The organism is Synechococcus sp. RSCCF101, from assembly GCF_008807075.1.
Taxonomy (GTDB): domain Bacteria; phylum Cyanobacteriota; class Cyanobacteriia; order PCC-6307; family Cyanobiaceae; genus RSCCF101.
Genome location: NZ_CP035632.1, coordinates 1,919,903 through 1,942,979 on the forward strand (window position 1 = coordinate 1,919,903; position 23,077 = coordinate 1,942,979).

The window sequence follows — 23,077 nt, forward strand, 5'->3', positions numbered from 1 at the left end:
CCGCATCGGGGGCCTCCATCTTCCGCGCGGGCTGAAGCAGGCTGGCCCGATGGAGGCAGGGGCGATCACCACAGCAGCGGGGGCGCTGCCCTGGCAGAGCCCCAACCGCACCGAGGGGCATGCCGCCGACCGGCTCCTCCCGGAGGTCGGGGGGCCGACCGGGGGCTACTGCGCCTTCCCCTGGGCCAGCTGGATCGATGCCCAGCAGCTGCAGCAGCCCTGCGGCAGCACGCCGCGGGCCGGTGCCTTGCCAAGCGGCCCGATCGCCACCGTGGCCCAGCACATCTGGATCGAGCGCCATGCAGAGCGGCTCCGTCAGGCGGGCATCACCGACTGCTTCTGGAGCCACGCCCGCCGCGGCCGCACCCACTGGGGCGGCCTGCGCTGGCACCCCTTTCCCCTGTATCCGGTGCGCTGCGGCGATCACCCACCGCCGCCGCAGCTGCCGGATCCATCCGAGCGGACCTGGCTCTACAGCTTTCAGGGGGCCTACGACCCCGAGCACTACCTCACACCGGTGCGTCGCTGGATCCAGGCCCTGCCGCCCCGCCCCGATGCCCGGGTGCAGCAGCGCCGGGGCTGGCACTTCCAGGAGGCGGTGTACCAGGAGCAGCTGCGAGGAGAGCGCATCGATCCGGGCCGCCGGCAGGCGCGACAGCGCGAGGCCGAGGCTTACGCCACCACCCTGCTGCAGAGCTGCTTCGCCCTCTGCCCCTCCGGCTCGGGGCCCAATTCCATCCGCCTCTGGGAGGCCCTGGGCTACGGCGCGATCCCCGTGATCCTCTCCGACACGCTGGAGCTCCCCGGCGATCCCCGCCTCTGGCAGGCCGCCAGCCTGCGGCTACCCGAAACGCCGGCGGCCGTGCAGGCCCTGCCCGATCAACTGGCCGCCCTGCGCGGGCAGCCGGAACGGCTCAGGGCGATGCAGCGCAGCGGTCGCCAGCTCTGGCGGCGCTATGGACCCCAGGCCTTCGTGAGCGACGTGCAGGCCTTCCTGCAGGACCCGGACGGCGCACTGATGGCGGGGGCGCTGCGGCGGCTCGGAACGGACGCCGGCCGGGCCCGGGTGCTGGAGGTGCGCAGCCCCGCCGCGCTGCTGGAGGCACTGGACGGGCTGGACGCGGAGGGGGCTGACGCCCCGCCCCTGCTGATCCGGGTGCGCGACGGCCGGCCGCCGGAGCTGCAGCGCCTGCGCTGGCTACGGCCGATGCAGCTGGTGCACCGGCGCCTGCGGCGCCATCAGCCGGCCCGGCCCTGGGCCGTAGGGTGCAGCAGCCCTGCGGTGGAGGCCATCGCTGAAGCCCCGCCCACCCTCGAGCAGGCCGGCGACCCGGAGGCACTGCTCAGCCAGCTGTTCGACGCCCAGGATGAACTGCAGCGCCAGTACCTCAGCGCCCGCCGGGGCCAGCAGGCCCTCGATGCGGTGGCCAGCGAGCTGAGGGATCAGCGCGAGCGGCTGCAGCAGGCTCTGAGCCGGCTGCAGCAGGAGCGCACGGCCATGGCCGAGCTGATCGAGCGCCAGGCCCGGGCCCTTCGCCGCGCCCGCCGGCTGCTCAACCACCACAGCGGCCCCCGCTGACCCCGCAGCCATGGCGCTTCTGCTGCTGGTGCCCTACTTCACCCCGGCCGATCCGCGGCGGCGGCGGGAGGTGGAAGAGACCCTGCAGGCCAACCTGCAGCTGCCGGAGCCGCGCCAGCTGCTGCTGCTGGTGGACGACGGCCAGCCGCCACCGATCAGCCCGACGGGACGGCCGGCGGAGGTGATCCCGCTGACGCGGAGGCCCACCCTGGCCGATGCCCTCCACCAGGCCCGCCGCCGCAGCCAGCCGGGGGATCTGGTGCTGATCGCCAACAGCGACATCGCCTTCTCCGAGTCCATCGCCGGCGACCTGGAGCGGGAGCTGCCGGAGGACGCGCCGGCGCTGCTCTGCATCACCCGCCACAACCGTCTGCCCAGCGGGGCGCTGGCGCTGCAGCGCCCGCCCCAGTGCTCACAGGATGCCTGGGCGCTGCGGGCCGATCAGCTGGCCCAGCTCAGCCCCGAGCATCTGGGCGACTGCGCCGTGCCGTTCGGCGTGTTCCGCTGCGACAACGTGATCCCCTTCCGCTTCCACTGCCGCGGCTGGCAGTTACTCAATCCGGCCCTGCGCATCCAGGCGATCCACAACCACCTCTCCGGCGTGCGCCAGTACACGAGCCACTGCACCCGCCTGCTCGGCGGCGGCTGTTATGTGCACTGCAACCCGCAGCCCCGCCAGCCCAGCGATCTGGAGATGGTGGTGAGCAGCCTCTCCCCTCAGCCGGTGGAGCGGATCGGGATCAACCGCCACCTGGAGCTGGTGCAGGAGCCAGGCCCATCGCCCGCTCCAGATCACTGATCAGCAGCTCACTGGCCACCAGCTCCCGCAGCACGCCATCCAGATCGATCTCCGGGGCATCGCTCATCGTCCAGAGGCTGCCGCGCTGCCGGGCCCGCCGCTCCTGCAGCAGATCCCAGGTGCGGCGCACCCTTTGGTTCAGCCCCGCATCGCTGGGATGCGCGGCGAGCAGCGCGTCGGCCAGCAGCGCCTCCGCCGCCGCGAGATGGCCGGCATCGAGGGCCTGATCCAGCGACAGCCAGCGCACCGCCTCCTGAAGGCGTTCCACGAGCTGGGTCACATCGCGATTGTCCGGAGCGCGGCGGTGGGCATCCTCCGCCTCCAGCAGAGCCTGCAGCGGCTGCTGGAAATGGTCCTCCAGCAGCCGGGCCGCCTCGATCCGCGCCCAGGGGAACCCGGGCAGAAGCGAACTGGCGCGGCGCAGGGCGGCGAGGGCCTCCTCGGCCCGGTCCAGCTGCAACAGCGCCTGGCCGAGGCCGTAGTGCACCCAGCCGGAGTCGGGGTCCTCCTCCAGGGCCCGCTGCAGATGCTCCAGACCCCGGGCCGGCTCACCCAGCCGCAGCAGAGCCAGACCCATCACCTGATCGGACACCGGCGGCCAGAGGCCGTGCACCGTGCGGGCCGTGTCGAGCAGGGCCACCAGCTCCGGCCAGCGCTGCAGCTGCTCCAGGCAGGAGCGGTAGAGCTCCAGCAAGCCTGGCTGTGCGGGCGTGGCCGCGAAGCGCTGCCGCAGCTCCGGCAGCAGGGCCTCGGCCTCGCCGGCCTCGAACCGCTGGCGCAGCTCCGCCACATCGGCCTGCGGATCGCTCACGGCAGGCCGATCTGCAGCATTTCCCGGTAGGCCTGGGCCGCTCCCTGGTAGTCGCCCCGCTGCTCGTGCGCACTGGCCAGCAGGGTGAGCAGATCGCGGCAGGGGCCGTGCTCATCGGCCAGATGGCTGAGCAACTGGGCCGCCTCCTCGTTGTGGCCCCGCTCCACCCCTTTGCGGGCGAATTCCAGCCAGCTCTCGCGCGGCAGGACCTGGGGATCGTGCTGCAGCAGCTGATGACGCAGCTTGAGGGCGGTGCGGGGATCACCGGCCCGCACCTCCGCGGTGGCGAGGTTGCGCAGCAGGGCGCTGCGCAGGCGTTCATCAGCCGTCTCGTACTGAGCGGCGTAGGCCCGCCGCAGGCGCTGCAGTGCCGCGCCCGGGCGCTTGAGGCTGAGCTCGGCGGCGCCGGCGTTCACGGCGGCCTCCAGCAGCTCGGGATCGAGCGCCAGTGCCCCCTCCAGGAGCTCGAGGGCCGGCACGAGGCGTCCCAGCATCAGCTGGGCCTTGCCCTCCAGGGCCAGGGCCTCGGCCGGCCAGGGCTGATCGGCCTCCAGCTGGCCGCGCAGCTCCTCGACAACGCTCAGCACCGTCTCGGCGTTCTCCGGCGTGAGGCGCTCGCGCAGCTCCTGCACCTCCTCCAGCAGCTCGTCCGCGCTGAGGCGGCCCGCTTCCGATGCGGTCTCCGCAGGATCTGTGTCCTCGTTGAAAGCCTCCCCGGGCTCAGAGTCGGCACCGCTGTCGGCGCCACCCGGACCCTGGCGTTCCGGCTCGCTGAGCCGCTCGGCCTCCAGGGCCGCTTCCAGCAGACCCTGCAGGTCGCCGCTGGAGCCGAGGGCGCTGGCTTCGGTCGGGGCGGCGCCGCCCAGCTGGGCCTTGAGCTGGTCGCGTTCCGCCAGCAGCAGGGTGAGGGCCTGGCGGTAGAAGGGCACCGCCAGCTCCATCGCCCCCCGCGTGTTCATCGCCTCGGCCATGGCGTAGTAGCGGTCGGCCAGGCCGCCGTTCTCCGGCGTGCCGGGGCTGGCCTCGGCAGCCCCGCTGGCCGGGGTGGTGGGGCGGGTGCGGCGGCGACGGGGCAAGGGTCTGGTTCCGGGGGCGGTGCGTGGGTGCTGCAGACTGCTCCCAGTGCAGGGGCAGAGAGCCGCGCCATGCTCGCATCACCGGTCATGTCGGTGGTGATGCCCTTCCGGAATGCCCGCCGCTGGCTGCCGCGCACCCTGGTGGCCCTGGCCGGTGAACGGAGCACACCCTTCGAGCTGGTGGCCATCGACGACGGCAGCAGCGATGGCAGCGCCGAGCTGGTGCAGCGCCTCACCCACAGCTGGGGACCGGGCCGGGTGCAGATCCACGCCACCGGCGGCATCGGCGTGTCCTCGGCCCGCAACCTGGGAGTGAACCGGGCCCGCTCGCCGCTGATCGCCTTTCTCGATGCCGACGACCCGCCGCTGCCGGGGCGGCTGGCCCAGCCCCTGGCTCGGCTCGAGCAGGAATCCGGCCTGGCCCAGGTGCTGGGCGGCTGGCGCCGCATCGACGAGCGCGGCCGGGTGATCAATGCCGTGCGGCCCTGGCAGGAGGGGGCGGGCTTCAGCCTGCTGCAGGTGTACGGCCTCAAGGCGGTGCTGCCCAGCGCCTGGACGATCCGGCGCACGGTGTTCGAGAGCGTGGGCGGCTTCGATCAACGGCTGCGCCATGCCGAGGATGTGGATCTGCTGCTGCGGCTGGCGGCCCAGCGCCACGGCGGCGCCTGGATCGAGGAGCTGCTGGTGGATTACCGGCAGCACCCGGGCGGAGCCACCCGCCGCTGGCGCGAGCAGATCGATGTGATCCTCGATGTGATGGAACGGGCCCTGCCCCTGCTGCCGGCCGACCGGCGGGGCTGGGGCCTGGAGAACGCCTACTTCACCGCCCTGTGGTGCGTGTGGAAGATCTGGTGCGAGGGCGCCCAGGACGACGGCAGCGAGCACGTGCTCTCCGTGCTCGCCCATGCCCGCCGCTTCTGCACCATGCCCCTGGTGCGGCGCATGCCCCACTTCCTGGAAACCATGGCCCGCACGGCCCGCTACGACGGTATGCCGCTCGACCGTGAGGCCTTCCTGGCCTCTCCCCTCTACCGGCGCGTCGTGGCCGTGCTCACGGAGCCGGCGGCATGCTGACCCGGCTCGAGCAGAAGAGCCTGCACGACCAGGCCCTCCTTGATCTGGTGATGGGCCACCCCGTGCGTTGCCTCCGCGCCTGGCGTGAACTGCTGCTGCTGGAACCCCGCCGGGTGAAGGAGCACCTTGAGGTGGCCCGGGCGAGCCTGGATGCCGACGCCCTCGCCGGACTCCGCCAGCGGGCCATCGCACTGCTGCAGGCCCTGCTGGACGGCTCCCCGGGGGAGACCGAGGTGAACCTGCTCGGAGAGGTGCTGCGGGGCTGGGGGGATCGCTTTCTCGATGAAGCGCCGGATCGCGCCCTCGACGCCTATGAGCGCGCCTGGACCTGCGGCGACCACGAGACCCTCGCCCCGAAACTGGCCGACCTCTACTACCGGCAGGGCATGGAGGAGGGGGCCTGGGCCCTGGCGGAGCCGAGGCCGCACCCCGGCGCCTCCCCCTGGCCCGAGCTTCCCTGCCCGGCCAGCGACTGCGGCACCTGCCAGACGCTGGTGGGACTCCAGGCCCGGGAACGTCCGGCCCCCGGTCCCCAGGCCGATCCCAGCCAGAGCTGGCCTGTGCAGGCCATCAGGGGCGGGGCCATCTGGGTGCACCGCCATCTCGATCCCTGGCGCCAGACCGGTGCCGTGGCCGTGCTCGATGCCAATGGCGAGCTGCAGCTTCCCCTCTGCCGCCTCTACCCCCACCCCTGGGCCCCCTGCCGCCAACGGCCGGCGTTCGAGCGCCACATGGCCGCCCAGCTGGTGGCCCGCACCGCCGATCCCCGCCACCCGAAGCTCCGGCGGCTGACCGGCAGCGTGCTGGCGGTGGCCGATCTCTCGGCCGAGAACTACTTCCATTGGCAGCTGGAGACCCTGCCCCGCCTCGGCCGCTGCTGGCGCCACCTGGCCCCCCGGATTCCCGATCTGCGGCTGTGGCACAACGGCGGTGCCCATCCCTGGGTGCACGAAGGGCTCACCCGGCTCGGCATTCCCCCCGAGCGGCGACTCAACGCCGATCGGCTGCCCGCGCTCCAGGCCGACTGGCTGCTGGTGCCCGAGCCCTCACCCTTCGGCGCCCCCTGCGCCGGCAACCTGGCCTGGCTGGAGCAGTTCTGGACGGTCCCTCCGCCGCAGGCTTCTGGCATGCGCACCCTCCGGCGGCAGGACCAACCGCCGGCCGAACGGCCCGCCCACTGGATCCGCCGCGGTCTGGGGCCGCGGCGGCCCGTGCTGGGGGAGGCGGCCGTTGTGGCGCGCCTGGAGGGAGCGGCAGGCAGCAACGCAGGCGGCACCACACGCCAATCGATCCGCCGGCAGCTGCAACAGGTGGGCCGGGCCGGCATGGTGATCGCGCCCCACGGCGCCGGCATGGCCAACCTGCTGGCCGCCGCCACCGACGCCCTGGTGGTGGAGATCGTGAATCCCGCCTACGCACCGCCCTACTTCCACTCCACCCTCCAGCGCCGCGGCTGCCGCCACCTGGCCCTGCCCGCCGCCCAGACGCCACTGCCCCTGCAGGAGCTGCTCTATGAGAGCCCCCTGGCCGCACCGATCGATCTCGGCGGCGACCACAGCCCGGCGGCCGTCTGGCTGCGGAACAACGATCTGGCCCCCTCCACCGTCGGCTGAACCGCCGCCCCTCTGCACCCCGTCTGCCAACCCTGTGGTCCAGCTCCCCACCGATCTCGCCGAGGCCCTCACCGCACTGGGCGAGGATCCGGGCCCGGCGGGCCACGATCCGGCCCTGTTCGAGCGCGTCTCCCGCTGGCGGCTTGCCTGCGGCGACTCGGTGGAGGCGGGGCGCTGGCACCTCTGGAGCCTGATGCCGCCCGAACCGGAGGCGCTGCGCCCCGCCCTGGCCGACCTCTGGCGCAACGCGGGGGACACGACAGCCGCGGAGCGGAGCCTGGCCGGCCGGGAGACCTGGCAGACCGTGGCCCTGCTGCTGGACCAGGGCCGGCTCGATCCGGCCCGCACCCTGCAGGAGGAGCTTCTGGCCAGCCAGGAGCCGCTGCAGGAGGCCCTTCTGATGACACTGGCGGAGCAGTGGAACAAGCAGGAGCGCCACCGCCAGGCCCTGGAGCTGCTGGAACCCCTAGAGCGCCACCACAGCACCCAGGGCAGCCCCCTGGCCCCGCCCTTCCTCAACCTGCTGGCCCACACCCACCGGCGGGCGGGCCAGCCGCTGCAGGCCCTGCAGCGCTTCCAGCGCAGCCTGGTGGCCCAGCCCCGCCAGCCCCAGGTGCGGCTGCACCTCTCCCAGATCGCGCTCGACGAGCTGAACCGGCCCGACCTGGCCGCCCAGACCGTGCAGCAGGTGCTGGTGGACGATCCGAATCACCCCTGGGCCACCGCCCTGCTGCGCCGGGCGCTGCGGGCGATGGGGGCCTGGGGCTCGCTGCTGCTGCTGCGGCGCCAGGACGACCCGGCCGCCAGGGGCTGGTATCCATTGCCCAGGGGCACGCAGCGCCGGCGCCGGAGCTGGCTGCAGGCCCTGGAGGCCGCTGGAGCCCCGACCCCGGCCTCGCGCGTGCTGCGCAACCCACCCCGCCCCGTGTCGCCCGGGCTGCTCCCCCCAGACAGCCGCGACTGGGCTCTCTGGGGGATCCTGACGGTGCCAGCCTCGCGCTCTGGTGTCGGGCGTTGCGAGAGGGGCCGGAGGACGCACCCCGCCCGGGCAGGCTCTGGCTGCTGGGCAGCCCCGATCCCCTGCTCGCCCGGGCCAACTGCCTGGACTGGTTGGAGGGCACCGCGGTGGAGGTGCTGCTCTGGCCCGCCTGGGATGGACCGCTGCTGGAGGCCGTGGGGACCCTGGTGCTCCGCCGCTCCCTGCTCCGGCCAGCTGCCGGTCAGGCCAGCCCGGTGCCCTGGGAACGACTCCGGCAGCAGCGGGTGACGGTGATCGGCTGGCCGCCCGGCGCGGCCGACTGGTGCCGGCTGGACGCCTCCTGAGCCCCCTGAACTGTTTCGGTCTGTGAATGCTGACCAACCGTCCACGGCCGATTTTCCTAGGCATTTCTCCGGGTAGTCTTCGCCGGCAGACAAAAGCTTTCAGATGTCCACCGTCATCACTGGAACTGAAGTCACCGCCACCGACGAAGACCTCTCCGGCGACAACGGCCGCCAGGTTGAAGTGAGCGGTGGCAACGGCGACACCACCTCCCGCATTGTCGACTTCCAGAACGTCACCGCCGGTGACCCCGTCGACACCGGCGCCGCCACGAGCGGCGGCGGCACCATCGCTTCCAACGCCCCCGCCGGCGCTCCGGTGATCGACGGCGTTTACTTCAACTCCGGCGCCGGCAACGACGCCATCGCCGGCAGTGGCGCCAACGACTTCATCCGTGCCGGTGCTGGCGACGACATCATCAACACCGGTGATGGCGACGACGTGGTTCGCGGAGGTTCCGGCAGCGACACCATCACCCTCGGTGGTGGTGCCGACACCGTGTACTACACGATCGACCAGCTGGACGGCAGCACCGATACAGTCACCGACTTCAGCTCCGATGACAAGATCAGTCTCGACAGCGACGTCTCGGCCAGCATCTCCGGAAACGTCATCACCTTGACCGGTGCTGACGGCCGCACTTCCACCCTGCTCCTCCCCGAAGGCCAGGACTACGAAATTGATGATGACGGCGACATCGTCGTTGGCTGATTGAGTTCGATTTCCGGCTGCAGACAGCCCCAGCCCGCAGGAGTCACCTGCGGGCTTTTTTCATGCTCTTGGTTCCCCTTTGCCCGTTCTTCACTGGCCTGATTCGGAGCTGCTGGCTCATCTGCTTCGCGCCGATCTCCTCCGAGGCTGGCTCACCCATCAGCTGCAGCACGCGCTGTGCACGGAGGCCGTTCCGGGGCTCAGCTCCGAGCCCGCCGAGATGGCCGATCCCCCTCGGCTGGCCCAACTGGGCTGCGTCAATCCGGCCGACTGGCCGGCCTGGTGTGAGGACCGAGGTCTGCCGCCTGATGTGCTAAGCGACACACAGGGCCTCCGAGGCCATCTGGCGGAGCTGAAGCGGCAGGCCTTCGCCACCGAAGCCGAGGAGCTGTTTCTGGCTGAGCGCAGCCGCTTCGCTGAGGTGCTCTTCCACGCCCTGCAGAGCGACGATGCCGGCCTCGCCCAGGAATGGTTCTTTCAGCTCAAGGATGGGGAGGCCAGCCCCAGTGATCTGGCGCCCTTGAGCACCGGGCCCTCACGCCGCACCGCCGGTCTGATCGGGCCGATCCGGATTCGCCAGCTCCAACCCCCGCTCGACACCCTGCTGCTGCGCAGCGACCCGGGCGGCATCCAGCCGCCCCTGCCGCTTCCGGATGGCGCCTGGCTGGTGCTGCAGCTGCTTGAGAAGGTTCCGGCACAATGGGACGCCGCACTGGAAGGCGAGGTGGTGGAGCAGCTCTGGAGCCGCTGGCTCGGCCGAACGGTGCGGGATCTGCTCCGGCAGGGGCCCCTCCCGGGTGAGGAGCAGCGCTTCGGCTGGCCCGGTCAGCTCGCTCCACCCACTCCTGATCGTCCGGAGGCGGCCTGATGGTGTCCTCGTCCAGCCTGCCCGCCCCGATCCTGCAGCAGTCCTGGCTGGCCCACGGCTCGGCCGATCTGCGCGAGGCGATCAAGCGCCACCTGCAGTGGGTGCGCTACCGGCCCGGCCAGACCATGCTGCAGCGCGACCGACTGCCCCATCAGGTGATGTTCATCGCCGATGGCAAGGCCCGGCTCGTTGCCGATTCCCCCCAGACCGGCCCCTTCACCCTGGCCCGCCTCGGACCGGGTGATGCCATCGGCTGGTGCGGCCTGGTGCGCGAGCAGCCCTGCGAAACGGTGCTGGCCATGGATCACACCCTGGTGGGCGCCATCCAGGCCAAGGTGTTCCTCGATCTGCTCAAGCGCTTCGGCTCCCTGCGGCAGGACTGCCGGGCCCCCGCCCTGGCCGAGATGGCCGAGGTGCTCTTCGCCTGGCTCGAGCGGCAGCCCTTCCGTCTGGAGGATCCCACCGCCCTGCTGGAGACCCTCTGGGGCAATCACGCCGGCGGCATCGCGGTGGATGCCGAACTCGGTCCCCCCGCCGATCGCCTTGATCCCAACCTGCTCTGGCTCTGGAGCAACCCACCGGGGCAGGATCAGGCCCCCGGCGACGAGCTCGAACGCTGGCCAAAGCGGGTCCCGCACGGCCCCATCGGCATGGGCTGCCGGGCCCTGGGTCTGCCCCGCCAGCCGATCGAGGAAGCCCTCGAACGCAGCCGGGTCAGCTCCACGCGCCGGCAGAGCCACACCGCGCCCGAGCCCCTCTGGGACACCGCCACCGAGGCGCCGGATCTCGAGGACCCGATCGCGCCGGAGGATCTCGGCCTCACCCGGCGGGTGCGCCGGCTGCCACCCCTGCAGGAGCGGGGCGACTCGCCCTACGCCTCGGCCATGGTGACCCTGCAGCGGCTGGCCAGCCTCTACCGCTTCCCCTTCCCGCGCGACACGGTGCAGCAGGTGCTCTTCGACTGCGAGGAGCGGCTCGGCGGCATCTCCCTGCTGCACCTGGGCCAGTTGCTCGAAAGCCTCGGGCTGGAGGTGCGGCCGCTCAGCTGCAGCGGCAGCGAGTTCCACCGGCTCGAACCCCCCGCCCTGCTGCGGCTGGATGGGCGCTTCGTGTTGCTCGAGGAAGCCGGAGCCTCCGGCATCCAGCTCTCGGACCCGGCCCAGGGCGTGCGCCTGCTGCCCCTGCGGGAGCTACGCCGCCTCTTCCCCGATCGCACCCAGCTGATGCTGGTGCGGCCGGCGGAGACCGCCGCCGAAGACGAACGGGCCAGTCGCTTCGATCTGGCCTGGTTCTGGGAGGCCCTGGCGCCCTACCGGCCCCAGATGGCGCTGGTGTTGCTCGCCGGCTTCGTGGCCAAGGTGCTGGAGCTGGTGTTTCCGCTCTCGATCTTCCAGATCCTCGATGTCGTGGTGGGCGGCAACAATCCCGCCCTGCTGCGGCCGATCGTGCTGGTGCTGGCGGTGGTGCTGGTGGTGCTGAGCATCCTCAACTGGCTCAAGGCCATGCTGCTCGCCGATCTTTCCGACCGGATCGACACCCGCCTCGGCAGCCAGGTGGTGGGCCACCTGTTCCGCCTGCCGCTGAAGTTCTTCGACCGGCGCACGGTCGGCGACCTGAGCAGCCGCTTCAGCGACCTAACCAAGGTGCGCAAGTTCCTCACCGAAACCGCGCTGAGCACCGTGCTCGACCTGGTGATGATCCCGATCGTGGCGCTGGTGCTGTTTCTGATCAGCCCACCGCTTGCCCTGCTCATTCTGCTGCAGGTGCCCCTGCTGCTGATGCTGAACCGCGTCACCGGTCTTCCCTCCAAGCGCCTGCTCACCCGACGCAACCAGGCCTGGGGCAGAGCTCAGGGCTTCCTGGTGGAAACGCTCACGGCGATCCGCACGGTGAAGAGCCAGAACTTCGCCACCCAGGCCCGCTGGCAGTGGCTCGATCGCTATCGCCTCTACACCGCGGTGGACTTTCGCTACGGCAAGCTGCGCGTCAGCAACGCCGTGGCCACCAAAGCCATTGCCCTGGGCTTCCGCGTCGCTGTGTTTGCCACCGCCGCCTGGATGGCCGTGGAGGGCACCGGGTCGGTGGGATCGATTGTCGTGATCTTCATCCTCGGCAGACAGCTGATTGCTCCGCTGATCAATCTCTCCACCTTCTCGGATCAGTACCGGGAGGCCAAAGCCTCGATGGATGGCCTGGCCGATGTGCTCGGTCAGGTGCCGGAGGAATCGATCGATCGGGCCGGCCTGCTGCCCTTGCCCCGCGTCAACGGTCGGGTGGACTTCGAGCGTGTGAGTTTCGGCTATGGCGTGTCCAGTGAGCCAGTGCTCGATCAGTTCTCTCTGGCCATCGCTGCCGGCAGTTTCGTCGGCCTGGTGGGTCTGAGCGGCAGCGGCAAGAGCACCGTGGTCCAGCTGATCGATGGCCTCTACAAGCCCCTGCAGGGCCGCATCTACCTCGACGGCGTCGACATCAACAAGGTCCAGATCGGCAGCCTGCGCCGCCAGGTGGGCTTCGTGCCCCAGGAATCGATCCTCTTCGACGGCACCATCATCGAGAACCTGCGTCTGAACATGCCCGACGCACCGTTCGATGCCGTGGTGGAGGCCGCCACCACCGCCTGCGCCCACGATTTCATCATGGCTCTACCGGATGGCTACAACACCCGCGTGGGCGAGCGGGGCGGCGCCCTCTCCGGCGGCCAGAAGCAGCGCGTGGCGATCGCCCGCATGGTGCTCCAGAACCCCAATCTGGTGATCCTCGACGAGGCCACCTCCGCCCTCGACACCACCACCGAACAGCTGGTGCTGCAGCGCCTGCGGCGTCGCTTCGCCGGCTGCACCCTGATCGTGGTCACCCACCGGGTGAGCACCCTGAGGGAGGCCGATCGGATCCTGCTCATGGAGGGGGGAGCCGTTCTGGAGGACGGCTCCTGGGAGGATCTGCTGCAGCGGGGCGGCAGCTTCGCCGGCCTGGCCACCCAGCCCGTCAACGTCGTTGTGGAGGACGCATGAGCAAGCCCGTCGTGCAGCGGGGCGCTCGGAGCCGCGGTCGGCTCAGCCTCAGCCAGCAGCAGCGCGAGGAAGAGGCCCTTCGCCTGGAGAGCCGCCCGTCACCGGTGCTGAGCTGGGTACTTGCGGGATCCCTTTCCGCCCTGGCCGCCACGGCGGCTGTGGCCGTGGCCACCGTTCAGGTGGACCAGATCGTGTCGATTCCCGGCAAGCTGGTGACCCGTCGCAGCACCCAGGAGCTCGGCACGCCCAGTGCCGGCGTGATCCAGCAGGTGCTGGTGCGCAACGGCGATCGGGTGGAGGCCGGCCAGCCCCTGCTGATCCTCGATCCCCAGGTGCAACGCTCCGATGTGACCGAGCTGCGCCTGCAGCTGGAAGCCGAAACCTCCCGCCTCGACAGCGAGGCCGACCGCCTGCGCGAACGCATCTATGGCCTGGAGCGACAGCTGGTCATCGATGAGGAGGTGCTCGCCCCCCTCAAGCAGCTGGCGGGAGCCGGCGCCGCCGCCAATCTGCAGGTGCGGCAGCAGGAGCGCGTGCTGGAGGGGACCCGCCGCGAGCTGGAGGAAGCCCGCGAAGCCCTGGAGAGCGTGCGCTTTGAGTCCGACCGCAGCCGGGCCCGCCTGCGCCAGGAACTGGCCCAGGCGGAATCCTCGCTCGAGCTCGTGACCCTGCGGGCCCCGGTCTCCGGCGTGGTGATCGACCTGCGGGCCCAGAGCGGCCAGGTGGCCTTCCCCACCAGCCCCGAGCCTCTGCTTCAGCTGGTGCCGGACGATGACCTGCAGGCCCAGGCCTTCGCCCCGAACCAGGACCTGGCCTTCATCAGGGCCGGCCAGGAGGCCGAGATCGCCCTGTCCGCCTACGACTCCTCCCTCTACGGCCGGCTGCCGGCCACCGTGGCACTGGTGAGTCAGGATGCCCTCCCACCGGACGAGATTTACCAGTACCCCCATTTCCCGATCACGCTGGAGCTGGAGCAGCAGGTGCTCGAGCGCAACGGTCAGACCTTCGAGCTGCAACCCGGCATGGCCCTCACCGCCCAGATCAAGCTGCAGAAACGCACCCTGCTGCAGCTCTTCTTCAGCCGCTTCAACCAGGGCCTCGACGCCGTGCGCACGATGCGCTGAATCCGCTCCCGTAGGCTGGCCCAACATGCAACAGCAACAGCCACCTTCAGTCTGAAATGCCCGCCGACGCGAATAACCCGTTCATCATCTATTCCTCGGCGCGAACAGGCTCCAACCAGCTGATTCAGTGGCTGAACAGGCATCCCCTGATCCAGTGCCACTACGAGGTCTACAGCCCCAACAACGTCTACACCCTGCCGCCCCGGCCGCAGGAGATGGGCCTCCGGGATCAGGATCCCGTGGCCTTCATGCAGCGCCTGTTCACCGATGCGGCCAAACCGGTGGTGGGGTTCAAGATCTTCCCCGATCAATGCGAGGCCGTGATCACGGCGTCCCTGCAGGATCGCTGCATCAGCAAACTGATCCTGTACCGGGCCAATGTGCTCGCCCAGCACGCCTCGATGGAGGAGGCGCTACTGCGCAATCGCTGGGTCACACTGAAATCCGATCTCCCACAATCAGCCAGCGATGAGGGTCAGGCTGAGGATACAGAGCAAGACGCCAAACCCAGCTTCGATGCCGATCGATTCGAACGCTTCGCGGCCAAGATTGCAGGCTTTTACGCCCATCTGATGGAGCAGCTGCTGATCAGTCAGCAGCCGGCCCTGGTGTTCGAATACACCCAGATCTTCAACCCGCTGCTGGTGGAGAATCTCGCCGCATCGCTGATCGCCCCCTCGCCGGCAGCCGCCTCAACAGGGCGGGTGGCCATTGATGCCTCCAACCGACATGCGTCCGGTCATCACAAGACGGGAAGCTTCGTGATCCCCGATCGCTTCAGCAACCCCCACACGGTGCTCGATCACCTCACCGCTACCGGCCAGATGCACTACGCCATCGAGGTGATGCAGACCTGGTCGCCGGCCCCTCAGCCCGCCACACCCAGCCGTTCGCCGCTGTAGCCGGCCTGCTGACGCACCCGCTCGCACCAGTCGAGCTGATCCAGATACCAGCGCACCGTGGCCGCCAGCCCATCCTCGAAGCTGTGGCGCGGTTGCCAGCCCAGCTCACTGGTGATGCGAGCCGGATCGATGGCGTAGCGCCGGTCGTGGCCGGGGCGATCATCCACCCGGGTGATCAGGCGGCTGTGGGTCGCGCCGGCGGGCCGCAGGGCATCGAGCTGGGCGCAGATGGCCTCCACCACCTGCCGGTTGGTGCGCTCACCGTGACCGCCCACGCAGTAGCTGCGGCCCAGCTGGCCCCGGGTGGCCGCCAGCAGCAGCGCATCCACGTGATCCTCCACATAGAGCCAGTCGCGCACGTTGGCGCCATCGCCGTAGAGGGGAATCGGCTCACCGGCCGCCGCCTTGAGGATCACCACGGGAATCAGCTTCTCGGGGAACTGCCAGGGGCCGTAGTTGTTGCTGCAGTTGGTGAGCACCACCGGCAGCCCATAGGTGTGATGCCAGGCCTGCACCAGGTGATCGCTGGCCGCCTTGCTGGCGGAATAGGGACTGCGCGGGTCGTAGGGCGTGGTTTCCGAGAAGCGCCCCTCCGGCCCGAGCGAGCCGAACACCTCATCGGTGCTGATGTGGTGCATGCGGAAGCGCTCCCGCCGCGCCCCGCTCAGACCCTGCCAGTGCTGCCGCACCGCCTGCAGCAGATGGAAGGTGCCGCTGATGTTGCTGCTGATGAAGGCGCCGGGCCCTTCGATCGAGCGATCCACATGGCTCTCGGCCGCCAGGTGCATCACCAGGTCGGGATCGGCCTCCCGCACCGCGGCATCCACCGCCTCCGCATCGGCCAGATCCACCCGCAGCAGCCGGTGGCGGTTCCCCTCAGGCCCACCGCCCGCCTCGGCCAGCTCCCGCTCCACCGCCTCAATGCTGGTCAGATCGCTGGCGTAGCCGCACTTGTCGAGCGTGATCACCTGAGCTCGGCTCTCCCGCAGCAGCCGGCGCACCACCGCCCCGCCGATGAAGCCGGCGCCGCCGGTCACCAGCACCCGCTCGATGCCCTCCGGCAGGCAGGACCCGGCAGGGAAGGGAAGAGACGTCATCGGAACACGCGAAAGGGGAAGAACTCGATCGGGCCTGGGGCACTCAGGGCTGCACCTGAGCCAGCACCTGGCGCAGGCGCTCACGCCAGTGCACCGGCTCCAACTGCAGCCGGCGGTAACTGGCTGCGCTGGCGAGAAGGGAATAGGCCGGTCGCTCGGCCGGGGTGGGGTACTCGGCCGTGCTGATCGGCCGGACCCGGGCGGAGCGCTCCAGCAGGCCCGCCGCAACCCCCAGCTCGCCGATGGCCACCGCGAAGTCGTACCAGCTGGCGGCACCGGCATCGCTGATCTGCTGGATGCCGCCGACCCCACGCCCGATCACCGCCCAGCAGGCCTCGGCCAGGCTGAGGGTGCTGGTGGGGCAGCCCACATGATCGGCCACCACCCCGAGCGGCTCCCCGGCCTCCGCCTTGCTGCGGTGCAGGCGCAGCATCGTGAGGCAGAAGTTGCGCCCCACCGGGCCGTACACCCAGCTGGTGCGCAGCACGCAGGCCCGCTCCGGGCCGAGCGCCTCCAGCACCCCCGCTTCACCGCTGGCCTTGCTGGCCCCGTACACCCCCAGCGGCGCCACGGGCTGATCGGGCTGGTACGGGTGACCCTGGCGGCCGTTGAACACGAAATCGGTGCTCACCTGCAGCATCCGCGCCCCGCAGGCGGCAGCGGCCTCCGCCAGGGCCCGCGGTGCGGCCCCGTTCACCCGTTGGGCCAGATCCGGCTCCTGCTCGGCCCGATCCACCGCGGTGTAGGCGCCGGCATTGAGGATCCAGTCGGGCCGGTGGGTCGCCACGGCCGCCCGGCAGGCCTCGGCATCCGCCAGATCCAGCTCGGAGCGGCCCGTGGCCAGCAGCTGCAGCGGTTCGCCCGCCAGGCGCTCGGGAACGGAAGCCACCAGCTGCTGCCCCAGCTGACCGCCGGCACCGGTGAGCAACACCTTCACGCGAACACCTCCCCGGCGGCCAGGGCCTCGGCCAGGCTGGGAGCGGCGGCATCCTTCTCAGCCAGGATCGGCTCCGCCCGGGCCTGCTCAGAACCGAGCGCCTCGAGGGGCCAGGCGATGGCCAGGTCCGGGTCATCCCAGCGCAGGGATCGCTCGCAGCTGCGGTTCCAGAAGCCGCTCGCCTTGTACTGCACCTCCGCCACCTCGCTCAGGCTGAGGAAGCCGTGCCCGAAGCCCACCGGCACCCAGAGCTGCTGGTGGTTCTCCTCGCTCAGATGGGCCCCCACCCACTGCCCGAAGGTGGGGGAACTGCGGCGCAGGTCCACCGCCACATCGAACACCGCACCCACACTGCAACGCACCAGCTTGCCCTGGGGTTCCGGCTCGAGCTGATAGTGCAGGCCCCGCAGCACACCCCGCGTCGAGCGGGAGTGGTTGTCCTGCCGGAACACGATCGCCGCGGCCTCCGCGTCGCTCCAGCCGGCCTGCGTGAGGGCCGCCTGAAAGCTGCGGGCGTTCCAGCTCTCGTAGAAAAAACCCCGGTCATCGCCGAACACCCGTGGCGTGAGCAGCACCGGGCCTGCCACCACGGCACCGGAGCGGCTGCGGAGCGGCTCAGCCTGCATGGCTCACCTCCCGGGCGGTGCCGGCCACCGGCGGCTGCAGGGCCGCCCCATCGCCGGGGCTCTCCTTGAGCAGATCCAGCAGGTAGGCGCCGTAGCCGCTCTTGGTCTGGGGCAGGGCCAGCCGCTCGAGCTGGCCGGCATCGATCCAGCCGAGGCGATAGGCCACCTCCTCAGGGCAGCCCACCTTGAGGCCCTGCCGGTGCTCCAGGGTGCGGATGTAGCTGCCGGCTTCGTGCAGGGAGTCGCAGGTGCCGGTGTCGAGCCAGGCCATGCCGCGGCCCATCAGCTCCACCTGCAGCTGGCCCTGCTCCAGGTAGAGGGCGTTGAGGTCGGTGATCTCCAGCTCACCACGGGCCGAGGGCTGTACCGAGCGGGCCCGCTCCACCACCCGATCGTCGTAGAAGTAGAGCCCCGTCACGGCGTAGCGGCTGCGGGGCCGAGCCGGCTTCTCCTCGATGCTCAGCACCCGGCCGCTGTCGTTGAACTCCACCACGCCGTAGCGCTCGGGATCACGCACGGGGTAGGCGAACACCGTGGCTCCCTCGGCCCGGCCGTTGGCCCCCAGGAGCTGGGGGATCAGGTCGTGGCCGTGGAAGAGGTTGTCGCCCAGCACCAGAGCCGCCGGGGCGCCATCCAGGAAGCCAGCGCCGATCAGGAAGGCCTGGGCCAGGCCGTCCGGGCTGGGCTGCACGGCGTACTCCAGCCGCATGCCCCAGGCGCTGCCGTCCCCCAGCAGCCGCTCGAAGGAGTCCCGGTCGTGCGGGGTGGTGATGATCAGCACCTCCCGGATCCCAGCCAGCATCAGCGTGGTGAGGGGGTAGTAGATCATCGGCTTGTCGAACACCGGCATCAGCTGCTTGCTGACGGCGGTGGTGAGCGGGGCCAGCCGGGTGCCACTTCCCCCGGCCAGCACGATGCCCCTGCGGGCGGCACCCATACGCGAAAAAGCCTCAGGTTGTGTGACAGCATTCCATGCTTGCCTCCCCGTGGGCTGGTGTGCTGACAGCCACCGCGGTGGTGGAGTCCTGGAAGCGACCACGCCGGGCGGCCCGCCGGCAGGGGGATGGCGCATAATCACGTCTCATCAGATCGGCGAAGTGCCGGGAGTGTGTGCACGGTGAGCGCCTCAGCGGAAGCCGATGCCCGCGCCTTCCGCGCTGAACTCCATCTGAGGCGCCTCTCGGCCAACCCCTACAGCCGTGCCCTGGTGCAGCACGCCGCCGCAGTGGTGGAGCACACCCGGAACGGGCCCGACGCCGACCACCGCGCCTATCCCCTGTTTCAGCCCGGGCGCGACCAGCACACGCCGTATCACCGCGCCTTCTACGCGCATCACCCCGACGTGGCCAGCACCTTTGCGGACCTCTGCCGCCAGGTGCTGCGGGACCTGATCGGGGAGCCGGCCTACGTGCAGGTGATCCCCACCTATCGCATCGGCTTTCCGGACAACCGCTGGGTGGGCAGCTTCCACCGCGACTCCGATTTCGGCCACTCCCCCTACGAGCTCAACGTGGTCTGCGGCCTCACGCCGATGCACGACACCGCCGCCCTGCACGTGGAGAACCGGGCCGGCTCCCGCGACTTCGAGCCGATGAACCTCGAGGCCGGCGAGCTGGTGATGTTCGACCATATCGACCGCCTGCACGGCTGCCCGATCAACAAGGAGAACACAGTGGTGGCCAGCATCGATTTCCGCTTCGTGCCGCTGCGCTTCGCCGAGCCGGCCTTTGCGGCGGCGGCCCGCAGCATCAACGCCGCCGTGGCCTTCCTGCCGGGCCAGTACTTCAGCCCGGAGCCCCTCACTCCCTGACATGGGCCTGAGAAGTCGGGGCCGCAAGGTGGGCAAATCCCTGCTCAAGCAGCTGCTGCTCGAGTCCGCGCAGCTGCGGGAACGGCTCATGCGACCGGTGCTGGCCCGCCGGCGTCGCCGCTGGCTGGAGGCCATCCGCCGCCTGGAGCGGGTGGAGGAGCTGCAGTGGCATCCGGGAACCGAGCCGGCGCCGCATCCGCTCGTGCTGCTCTCCCACTACGCCCCTGGCGGCCATCTGCAGCGGGCGATCCGCCGCCTGATCGCCCACCTGCGCGATCAGGGCTGGCAGGTGCTGATCCTCACCACAGCCCTCAACGACACGGCCCGCCGCTGGTGCAGCGAGCGGAGCGTGCACTGGCTGATCCGCCGCAACGAGGGGCGTGATTTCGGCGCCTTCCAGGACGGCTGGCTCACCCTGCAGCAGCGCGGCCTCGCCGAGGCCTGCAGCCGCATCCTGCTGCTCAACGACAGCAGCCTGCCGGTGGCCGACCTGGCCGGCTCCAGCCTGCCCCGTCTGCTGGAGGGCGACGACGACGCGATCGTGGGCCTCACCGATTCCTTCCAGAACGGCTACCACCTGCAGAGCTACGCGCTCAACTGCCCGGAAACTGTTATCCGCAGCGCCTGGTGGCACGGCTTCTGGTGGAGCTTCCCGGGCTGGTCCGGCACCGCCGGCATCATCCGCGATGGCGAGATCGGCCTCTCGCGCCAGGCCCTGCAGGCCGGCCACCCGCTGCGGGCCCTGCATCCGGTGTCGCGGCTGCGCACGGTGGGCGGGCAGGAGGAGTTCCTGCGCCGGCTGCAGGAGCGCTGCGGCTACTCGCGCCATGCCGCCCAGCTGCTGCAGGAGGCCGTGCTCGAGCAGGCCCGCGATGCCTTCGCCACCATGAATCCCACCCATGATCTGGTCCTGCCTCTGCTGCTGGAGGGGTGTCCCCTGATCAAGCGCGATCTGCTCGAGAGCAATCCCTGCGACTGCCTCGATCCCTCCCTGATCGCCTTCGGGGAACCGCCGCTGATCGACCCCCTCGATCTGGTGGACTTCCTGCGCCCGCCCCTGATCGGGTTCAAGCAGTAAGCCGATCCGACCAGTGAGCCGATCGGGCGCGGTGCCGCCTAAAGCCAGCGCAGGATCCGCATCCGCTGGCGGTCGAGCCGCAGCAGCAACAGCAGAGCCAGCGGGATCTGAACGGCCAGGGCGACCAGCTGCGCGCCCCAGGCCATCTCACCGGTGAGCGGAGCCCGCAGCAACTGGACCATGGCATAGAGAGGATTGAAGCCGGCCACCCATTGCAGGGGGCCCAGGCTGCGGGAATAGAACAGGATCGGCGAGGAGAGAAAGGCGATCTGCAGCAGGATCGGCATGATCTGGGGCAGATCCGCCAGCCGGGCCGAGAGGGGCGCCAGCAGCATCGCGATCCAGAGGCAGGCCAGCAGCAGATTGGCCAGGCCCAGCCAGCCACCGGCGAGGAAGTGCAGCAGCACCAGCGGCTGGATCAGCGCCAGCAGGGCCAGGCCCACCGCCAGGCTGATCAGGGCTCCCAGGCAGATGGTGAGCCACTCCTCGATCACCGTCAGCCCGGGTGGGAAGGGCTGATTGAGCAGCCGCTCGCGCGAGCGCTCCATCAGGGTGCAGCTGCCGGTGATGGCGGTGGAGAGGGTGTTCCAGGCGATCAGCCCCACCGCCACGTACACGGCGTAGCTGGGCCAGTCGCGGATGCCGGTGAGGTTGCCGTAGATCGTGCCGAGGATCGCGGCACTGAGCACCGTGGAGATTCCGATCCAGCGGCTGCCGAGTCGGGTGCGGGAGAACTGCACGATCAGCCGCAGCCGGGCTCCGTAGAGCACCGCGGGCAGCAGCCGCAGGTACAGCCTCAGGCCGGCGGGAAGCGCCAGCCGGCGAGCCGCCGGCGCGGGGGGAGATGGGATGTCGCTCATGCGGCCATACCCTTGTAGAGCTGCAGAGCCCGGAACAGCGTGCCCTCGAAACGGATGCGGCCCTGCTCGAGGATGATTCCGCGGCTGCAGTAGCGCTGCAGCAGCACATTGGAGTGGGAGGCCAGCACGAGGGTGCCGGCCCGGTCGATGAAGGCATCGAGCTGGCGCCGGGCCTTGCGCTGGAACCACTGATCCCCGGCGCCCAGCCCCTCGTCCAGGGCCAGGCCCTGCACCCGGCGGCCTGTGGTGAGGGCGAAGGACAGCCGCGTCTGCATGCCCAGCGACCAGGTCTTCAGGGGCGTGGCAAGCGCCTCCCCCAGCTCGGTGAACTCCTGCACCCGGGCCAGGAAGGCGGGCCACTCCACCTGATCGGCCAGGTGCAGCAGGTGGTAGTGGCGGCAGCACTGCAGGCCGGTGAGCTCACGACTGTAGCCCAGGCTCTGGTCGATGATCGGGGCCAGCGGTTCCCCGTGGCGGCTGAGGGTCCCGCCGGTGGGCTGGTAGATGCCGCTCAGCAGCCGCAGCAGGCTGGTCTTGCCGCTGCCGTTGTGCCCCAGCAGCCCCACCCGCTGACCGCCGCTGATGGTGAGCGTGATGTCGCTCAGCACGGCACGGGGTTCGCCGGTGCCCGGCTCACGGCCGCCGCGCTCACGTCCCGCCCGGCCGCGCAGCCGCAGCTGCACCCCATCCAGGTGATGGAAGGGCACGTCGTCGCGGCGCCACTGGGCCAGCTGCTCCGCGCTTGCGTGCTGACGCGGCCCCTCCAGCCCGGCCAGCTCGGCCTCATCGAGCTCCGGGGCCAGCAGCTGGGCCCGCCCCCGCTCCTCGGCCAGGGCATCGCCCAGGGCGTGGCGCCGCCGACTCTCCAGAGCCAGCAACTGCTGCAGGAGATGGGGATCCCCGTTCACCGACGCCTCCACATCCTGCAGCAGCCCCTCTCGCACCGCTCCGGCGCGATCGGCCTCGCTCAGCCCCCGATGGAACCGCAGCGCCAGGGCCTGCAGGTCCGGCGGCACCTCCTCCACCCGCTCCGGGCAGCGCGGCAGCTCCCGCCGCTGGAACAGGGGCTCGCCGTGCCATGCCAGGTGCTCCAGCCGCGCCAGCTCAGCGCCGGCATCGACCACCAGCCGCTCGAAGCTCACGATCGGCCAGGCCAGACCTTCCCGCCGCAGATAGCCGATCAGCTCCAGGTTGTGCCGCAACCAGAGCGAGAGCGCCTTCACCGCAGGCATGTCATCGCGGTACCCGATCGACTGCACCACGGCCAGCGGATGGCGCACGATCGCCACCCCGGCGGCCATCCGTGCCGGCCCCAGAAGCCGGTGCCAGAACGGCAGCGTGCGGCAGAGACGCGGATCCTTCAGGGCGAGTGGTCCATCGCCCTCCATCCAGCGCCGAATCAGGCCCTCGGCCTCCATCTCGAGGCTGGGGCTCAGGCTGGTCCGGCGGCAGGGGTCCATCGCCCAGCTGGCATCCCACGGGCTCTCCTGCAGGGCCAGGATCGATTCGTTCACCGCCACGAAATCGGCCGACTCCTGAAATCCCTCCGGGTTGTCGGCGGTGGGGGGCAGCAGATTGGGCGGTAGCCGCACCCCCGCTGGCAGCAGGCAGCGGGTCAGCAGGGAGGTGCCGCTGCGGTGCATGCCGGCAACCCAGAGCAGCGATGACTGCGGTGCACCTGAGGCCGAGCGACCCATTCCGGCTCCTGGACGGGGCAATCCTGACAGGGCCAGCGGCGGCGGGGACCGGCCATAGGCTCGTCGACAGCGATGCTGCGCTG

20 protein-coding genes are annotated in these 23,077 nt (G+C 70.7%); 12 read left to right on the plus strand and 8 right to left on the minus strand.

What is annotated here, in order from left to right; translation table 11 throughout:
* Positions 1-49 precede the first annotated feature (49 nt).
* The gene (locus EVJ50_RS09440; protein WP_150883621.1) at positions 50-1,579 is read left to right on the plus strand and encodes an exostosin family protein; all 1,530 of its coding nucleotides are present in this window, start codon (positions 50-52) and stop codon (positions 1,577-1,579) included.
* 10 nt (positions 1,580-1,589) lie between these two features.
* Entirely contained in the window at positions 1,590-2,378 is a 789-nt protein-coding gene (locus EVJ50_RS09445; RefSeq protein ID WP_150883622.1) for a hypothetical protein, read from the plus strand.
* Here EVJ50_RS09445 and EVJ50_RS09450 read toward each other — a convergent pair.
* On the minus strand, positions 2,320-3,189 hold the full coding sequence (locus EVJ50_RS09450) for a tetratricopeptide repeat protein (protein WP_150883623.1): 870 nt from the start codon (positions 3,187-3,189) through the stop codon (positions 2,320-2,322). The two genes, EVJ50_RS09445 and EVJ50_RS09450, sit on opposite strands and share 59 nt — an antisense overlap.
* The gene (locus EVJ50_RS14645) at positions 3,186-4,265 is read right to left on the minus strand and encodes a hypothetical protein (protein ID WP_191964737.1); all 1,080 of its coding nucleotides are present in this window, start codon (positions 4,263-4,265) and stop codon (positions 3,186-3,188) included. Before EVJ50_RS14645 ends, EVJ50_RS09450 begins: the two co-directional genes overlap by 4 nt.
* Positions 4,266-4,334: 69 nt before the next feature.
* Between EVJ50_RS14645 and EVJ50_RS14650 the strand changes: the two genes are divergently transcribed.
* The 8 genes from EVJ50_RS14650 to EVJ50_RS09490 all read left to right on the plus strand — a co-directional run bounded on the left by EVJ50_RS14650 (position 4,335) and on the right by EVJ50_RS09490 (position 14,889).
* The gene (locus tag EVJ50_RS14650) at positions 4,335-5,339 is read left to right on the plus strand and encodes a glycosyltransferase family A protein (RefSeq protein ID WP_191964738.1); all 1,005 of its coding nucleotides are present in this window, start codon (positions 4,335-4,337) and stop codon (positions 5,337-5,339) included.
* Positions 5,333-6,952, plus strand: coding sequence for a glycosyltransferase 61 family protein (locus tag EVJ50_RS09460; protein WP_150883625.1), 1,620 nt, complete (start codon positions 5,333-5,335; stop codon positions 6,950-6,952). The genes EVJ50_RS14650 and EVJ50_RS09460 overlap by 7 nt, the downstream gene beginning before the upstream one ends.
* Before the next feature lie 34 nt (positions 6,953-6,986).
* Entirely contained in the window at positions 6,987-8,219 is a 1,233-nt protein-coding gene (locus tag EVJ50_RS09465) for a lipopolysaccharide assembly protein LapB (protein WP_150883626.1), read from the plus strand.
* 159 nt (positions 8,220-8,378) lie between these two features.
* Positions 8,379-8,984 (plus strand): calcium-binding protein, encoded by a 606-nt coding sequence (locus EVJ50_RS09470; protein WP_150883627.1) that lies wholly within the window; start codon positions 8,379-8,381, stop codon positions 8,982-8,984.
* A 220-nt stretch (positions 8,985-9,204) separates the two neighbouring features.
* Positions 9,205-9,852, plus strand: coding sequence for a hypothetical protein (locus tag EVJ50_RS09475; RefSeq protein ID WP_150883628.1), 648 nt, complete (start codon positions 9,205-9,207; stop codon positions 9,850-9,852).
* On the plus strand, positions 9,852-12,863 hold the full coding sequence (locus tag EVJ50_RS09480) for a peptidase domain-containing ABC transporter (protein WP_150883629.1): 3,012 nt from the start codon (positions 9,852-9,854) through the stop codon (positions 12,861-12,863). Before EVJ50_RS09475 ends, EVJ50_RS09480 begins: the two co-directional genes overlap by 1 nt.
* Positions 12,860-13,987: an HlyD family efflux transporter periplasmic adaptor subunit gene (locus EVJ50_RS09485; RefSeq protein ID WP_150883630.1), complete on the plus strand. Its 1,128-nt coding sequence runs from the start codon at positions 12,860-12,862 to the stop codon at positions 13,985-13,987. The genes EVJ50_RS09480 and EVJ50_RS09485 overlap by 4 nt, the downstream gene beginning before the upstream one ends.
* 56 nt (positions 13,988-14,043) lie before the next feature.
* Positions 14,044-14,889, plus strand: a complete 846-nt coding sequence (locus EVJ50_RS09490; RefSeq protein ID WP_150883631.1) for a hypothetical protein — start codon at positions 14,044-14,046, stop codon at positions 14,887-14,889.
* On the opposite strand, the gene rfbB is transcribed toward EVJ50_RS09490, so the two are convergent.
* Genes rfbB through rfbA form a run of 4 tightly spaced genes read right to left on the minus strand, consistent with a single transcriptional unit; the run spans position 14,856 to position 18,486 of the window.
* Complete coding sequence (gene rfbB / locus EVJ50_RS09495; RefSeq protein WP_150883632.1) at positions 14,856-15,986, minus strand: dTDP-glucose 4,6-dehydratase; 1,131 nt, start codon at positions 15,984-15,986, stop codon at positions 14,856-14,858. The genes EVJ50_RS09490 and rfbB overlap by 34 nt on opposite strands.
* 43 nt (positions 15,987-16,029) lie before the next feature.
* On the minus strand, positions 16,030-16,923 hold the full coding sequence (gene rfbD, locus EVJ50_RS09500; protein WP_150883633.1) for a dTDP-4-dehydrorhamnose reductase: 894 nt from the start codon (positions 16,921-16,923) through the stop codon (positions 16,030-16,032).
* Positions 16,920-17,549, minus strand: a complete 630-nt coding sequence (gene rfbC, locus EVJ50_RS09505) for a dTDP-4-dehydrorhamnose 3,5-epimerase (protein ID WP_150883634.1) — start codon at positions 17,547-17,549, stop codon at positions 16,920-16,922. Before rfbC ends, rfbD begins: the two co-directional genes overlap by 4 nt.
* Entirely contained in the window at positions 17,539-18,486 is a 948-nt protein-coding gene (rfbA, locus tag EVJ50_RS09510) for a glucose-1-phosphate thymidylyltransferase RfbA (RefSeq protein WP_150883635.1), read from the minus strand. Before rfbA ends, rfbC begins: the two co-directional genes overlap by 11 nt.
* 180 nt (positions 18,487-18,666) lie before the next feature.
* Between rfbA and EVJ50_RS09515 the strand changes: the two genes are divergently transcribed.
* On the plus strand, positions 18,667-19,359 hold the full coding sequence (locus EVJ50_RS09515) for a hypothetical protein (RefSeq protein WP_150883636.1): 693 nt from the start codon (positions 18,667-18,669) through the stop codon (positions 19,357-19,359).
* Position 19,360: 1 nt separating this feature from the next.
* Positions 19,361-20,437, plus strand: coding sequence for a hypothetical protein (locus tag EVJ50_RS09520; RefSeq protein ID WP_150883637.1), 1,077 nt, complete (start codon positions 19,361-19,363; stop codon positions 20,435-20,437).
* 38 nt (positions 20,438-20,475) lie between these two features.
* Here EVJ50_RS09520 and EVJ50_RS09525 read toward each other — a convergent pair whose 3' ends face one another.
* Together EVJ50_RS09525 and EVJ50_RS09530 are read right to left on the minus strand one after the other, a co-directional pair.
* A complete protein-coding gene (locus tag EVJ50_RS09525; RefSeq protein ID WP_150883638.1) occupies positions 20,476-21,297 on the minus strand; it encodes an ABC transporter permease in 822 nt (273 codons plus the stop codon).
* Complete coding sequence (locus tag EVJ50_RS09530; RefSeq protein ID WP_191964739.1) at positions 21,294-22,994, minus strand: ATP-binding cassette domain-containing protein; 1,701 nt, start codon at positions 22,992-22,994, stop codon at positions 21,294-21,296. Before EVJ50_RS09530 ends, EVJ50_RS09525 begins: the two co-directional genes overlap by 4 nt.
* Positions 22,995-23,077: the final 83 nt, after the last annotated feature.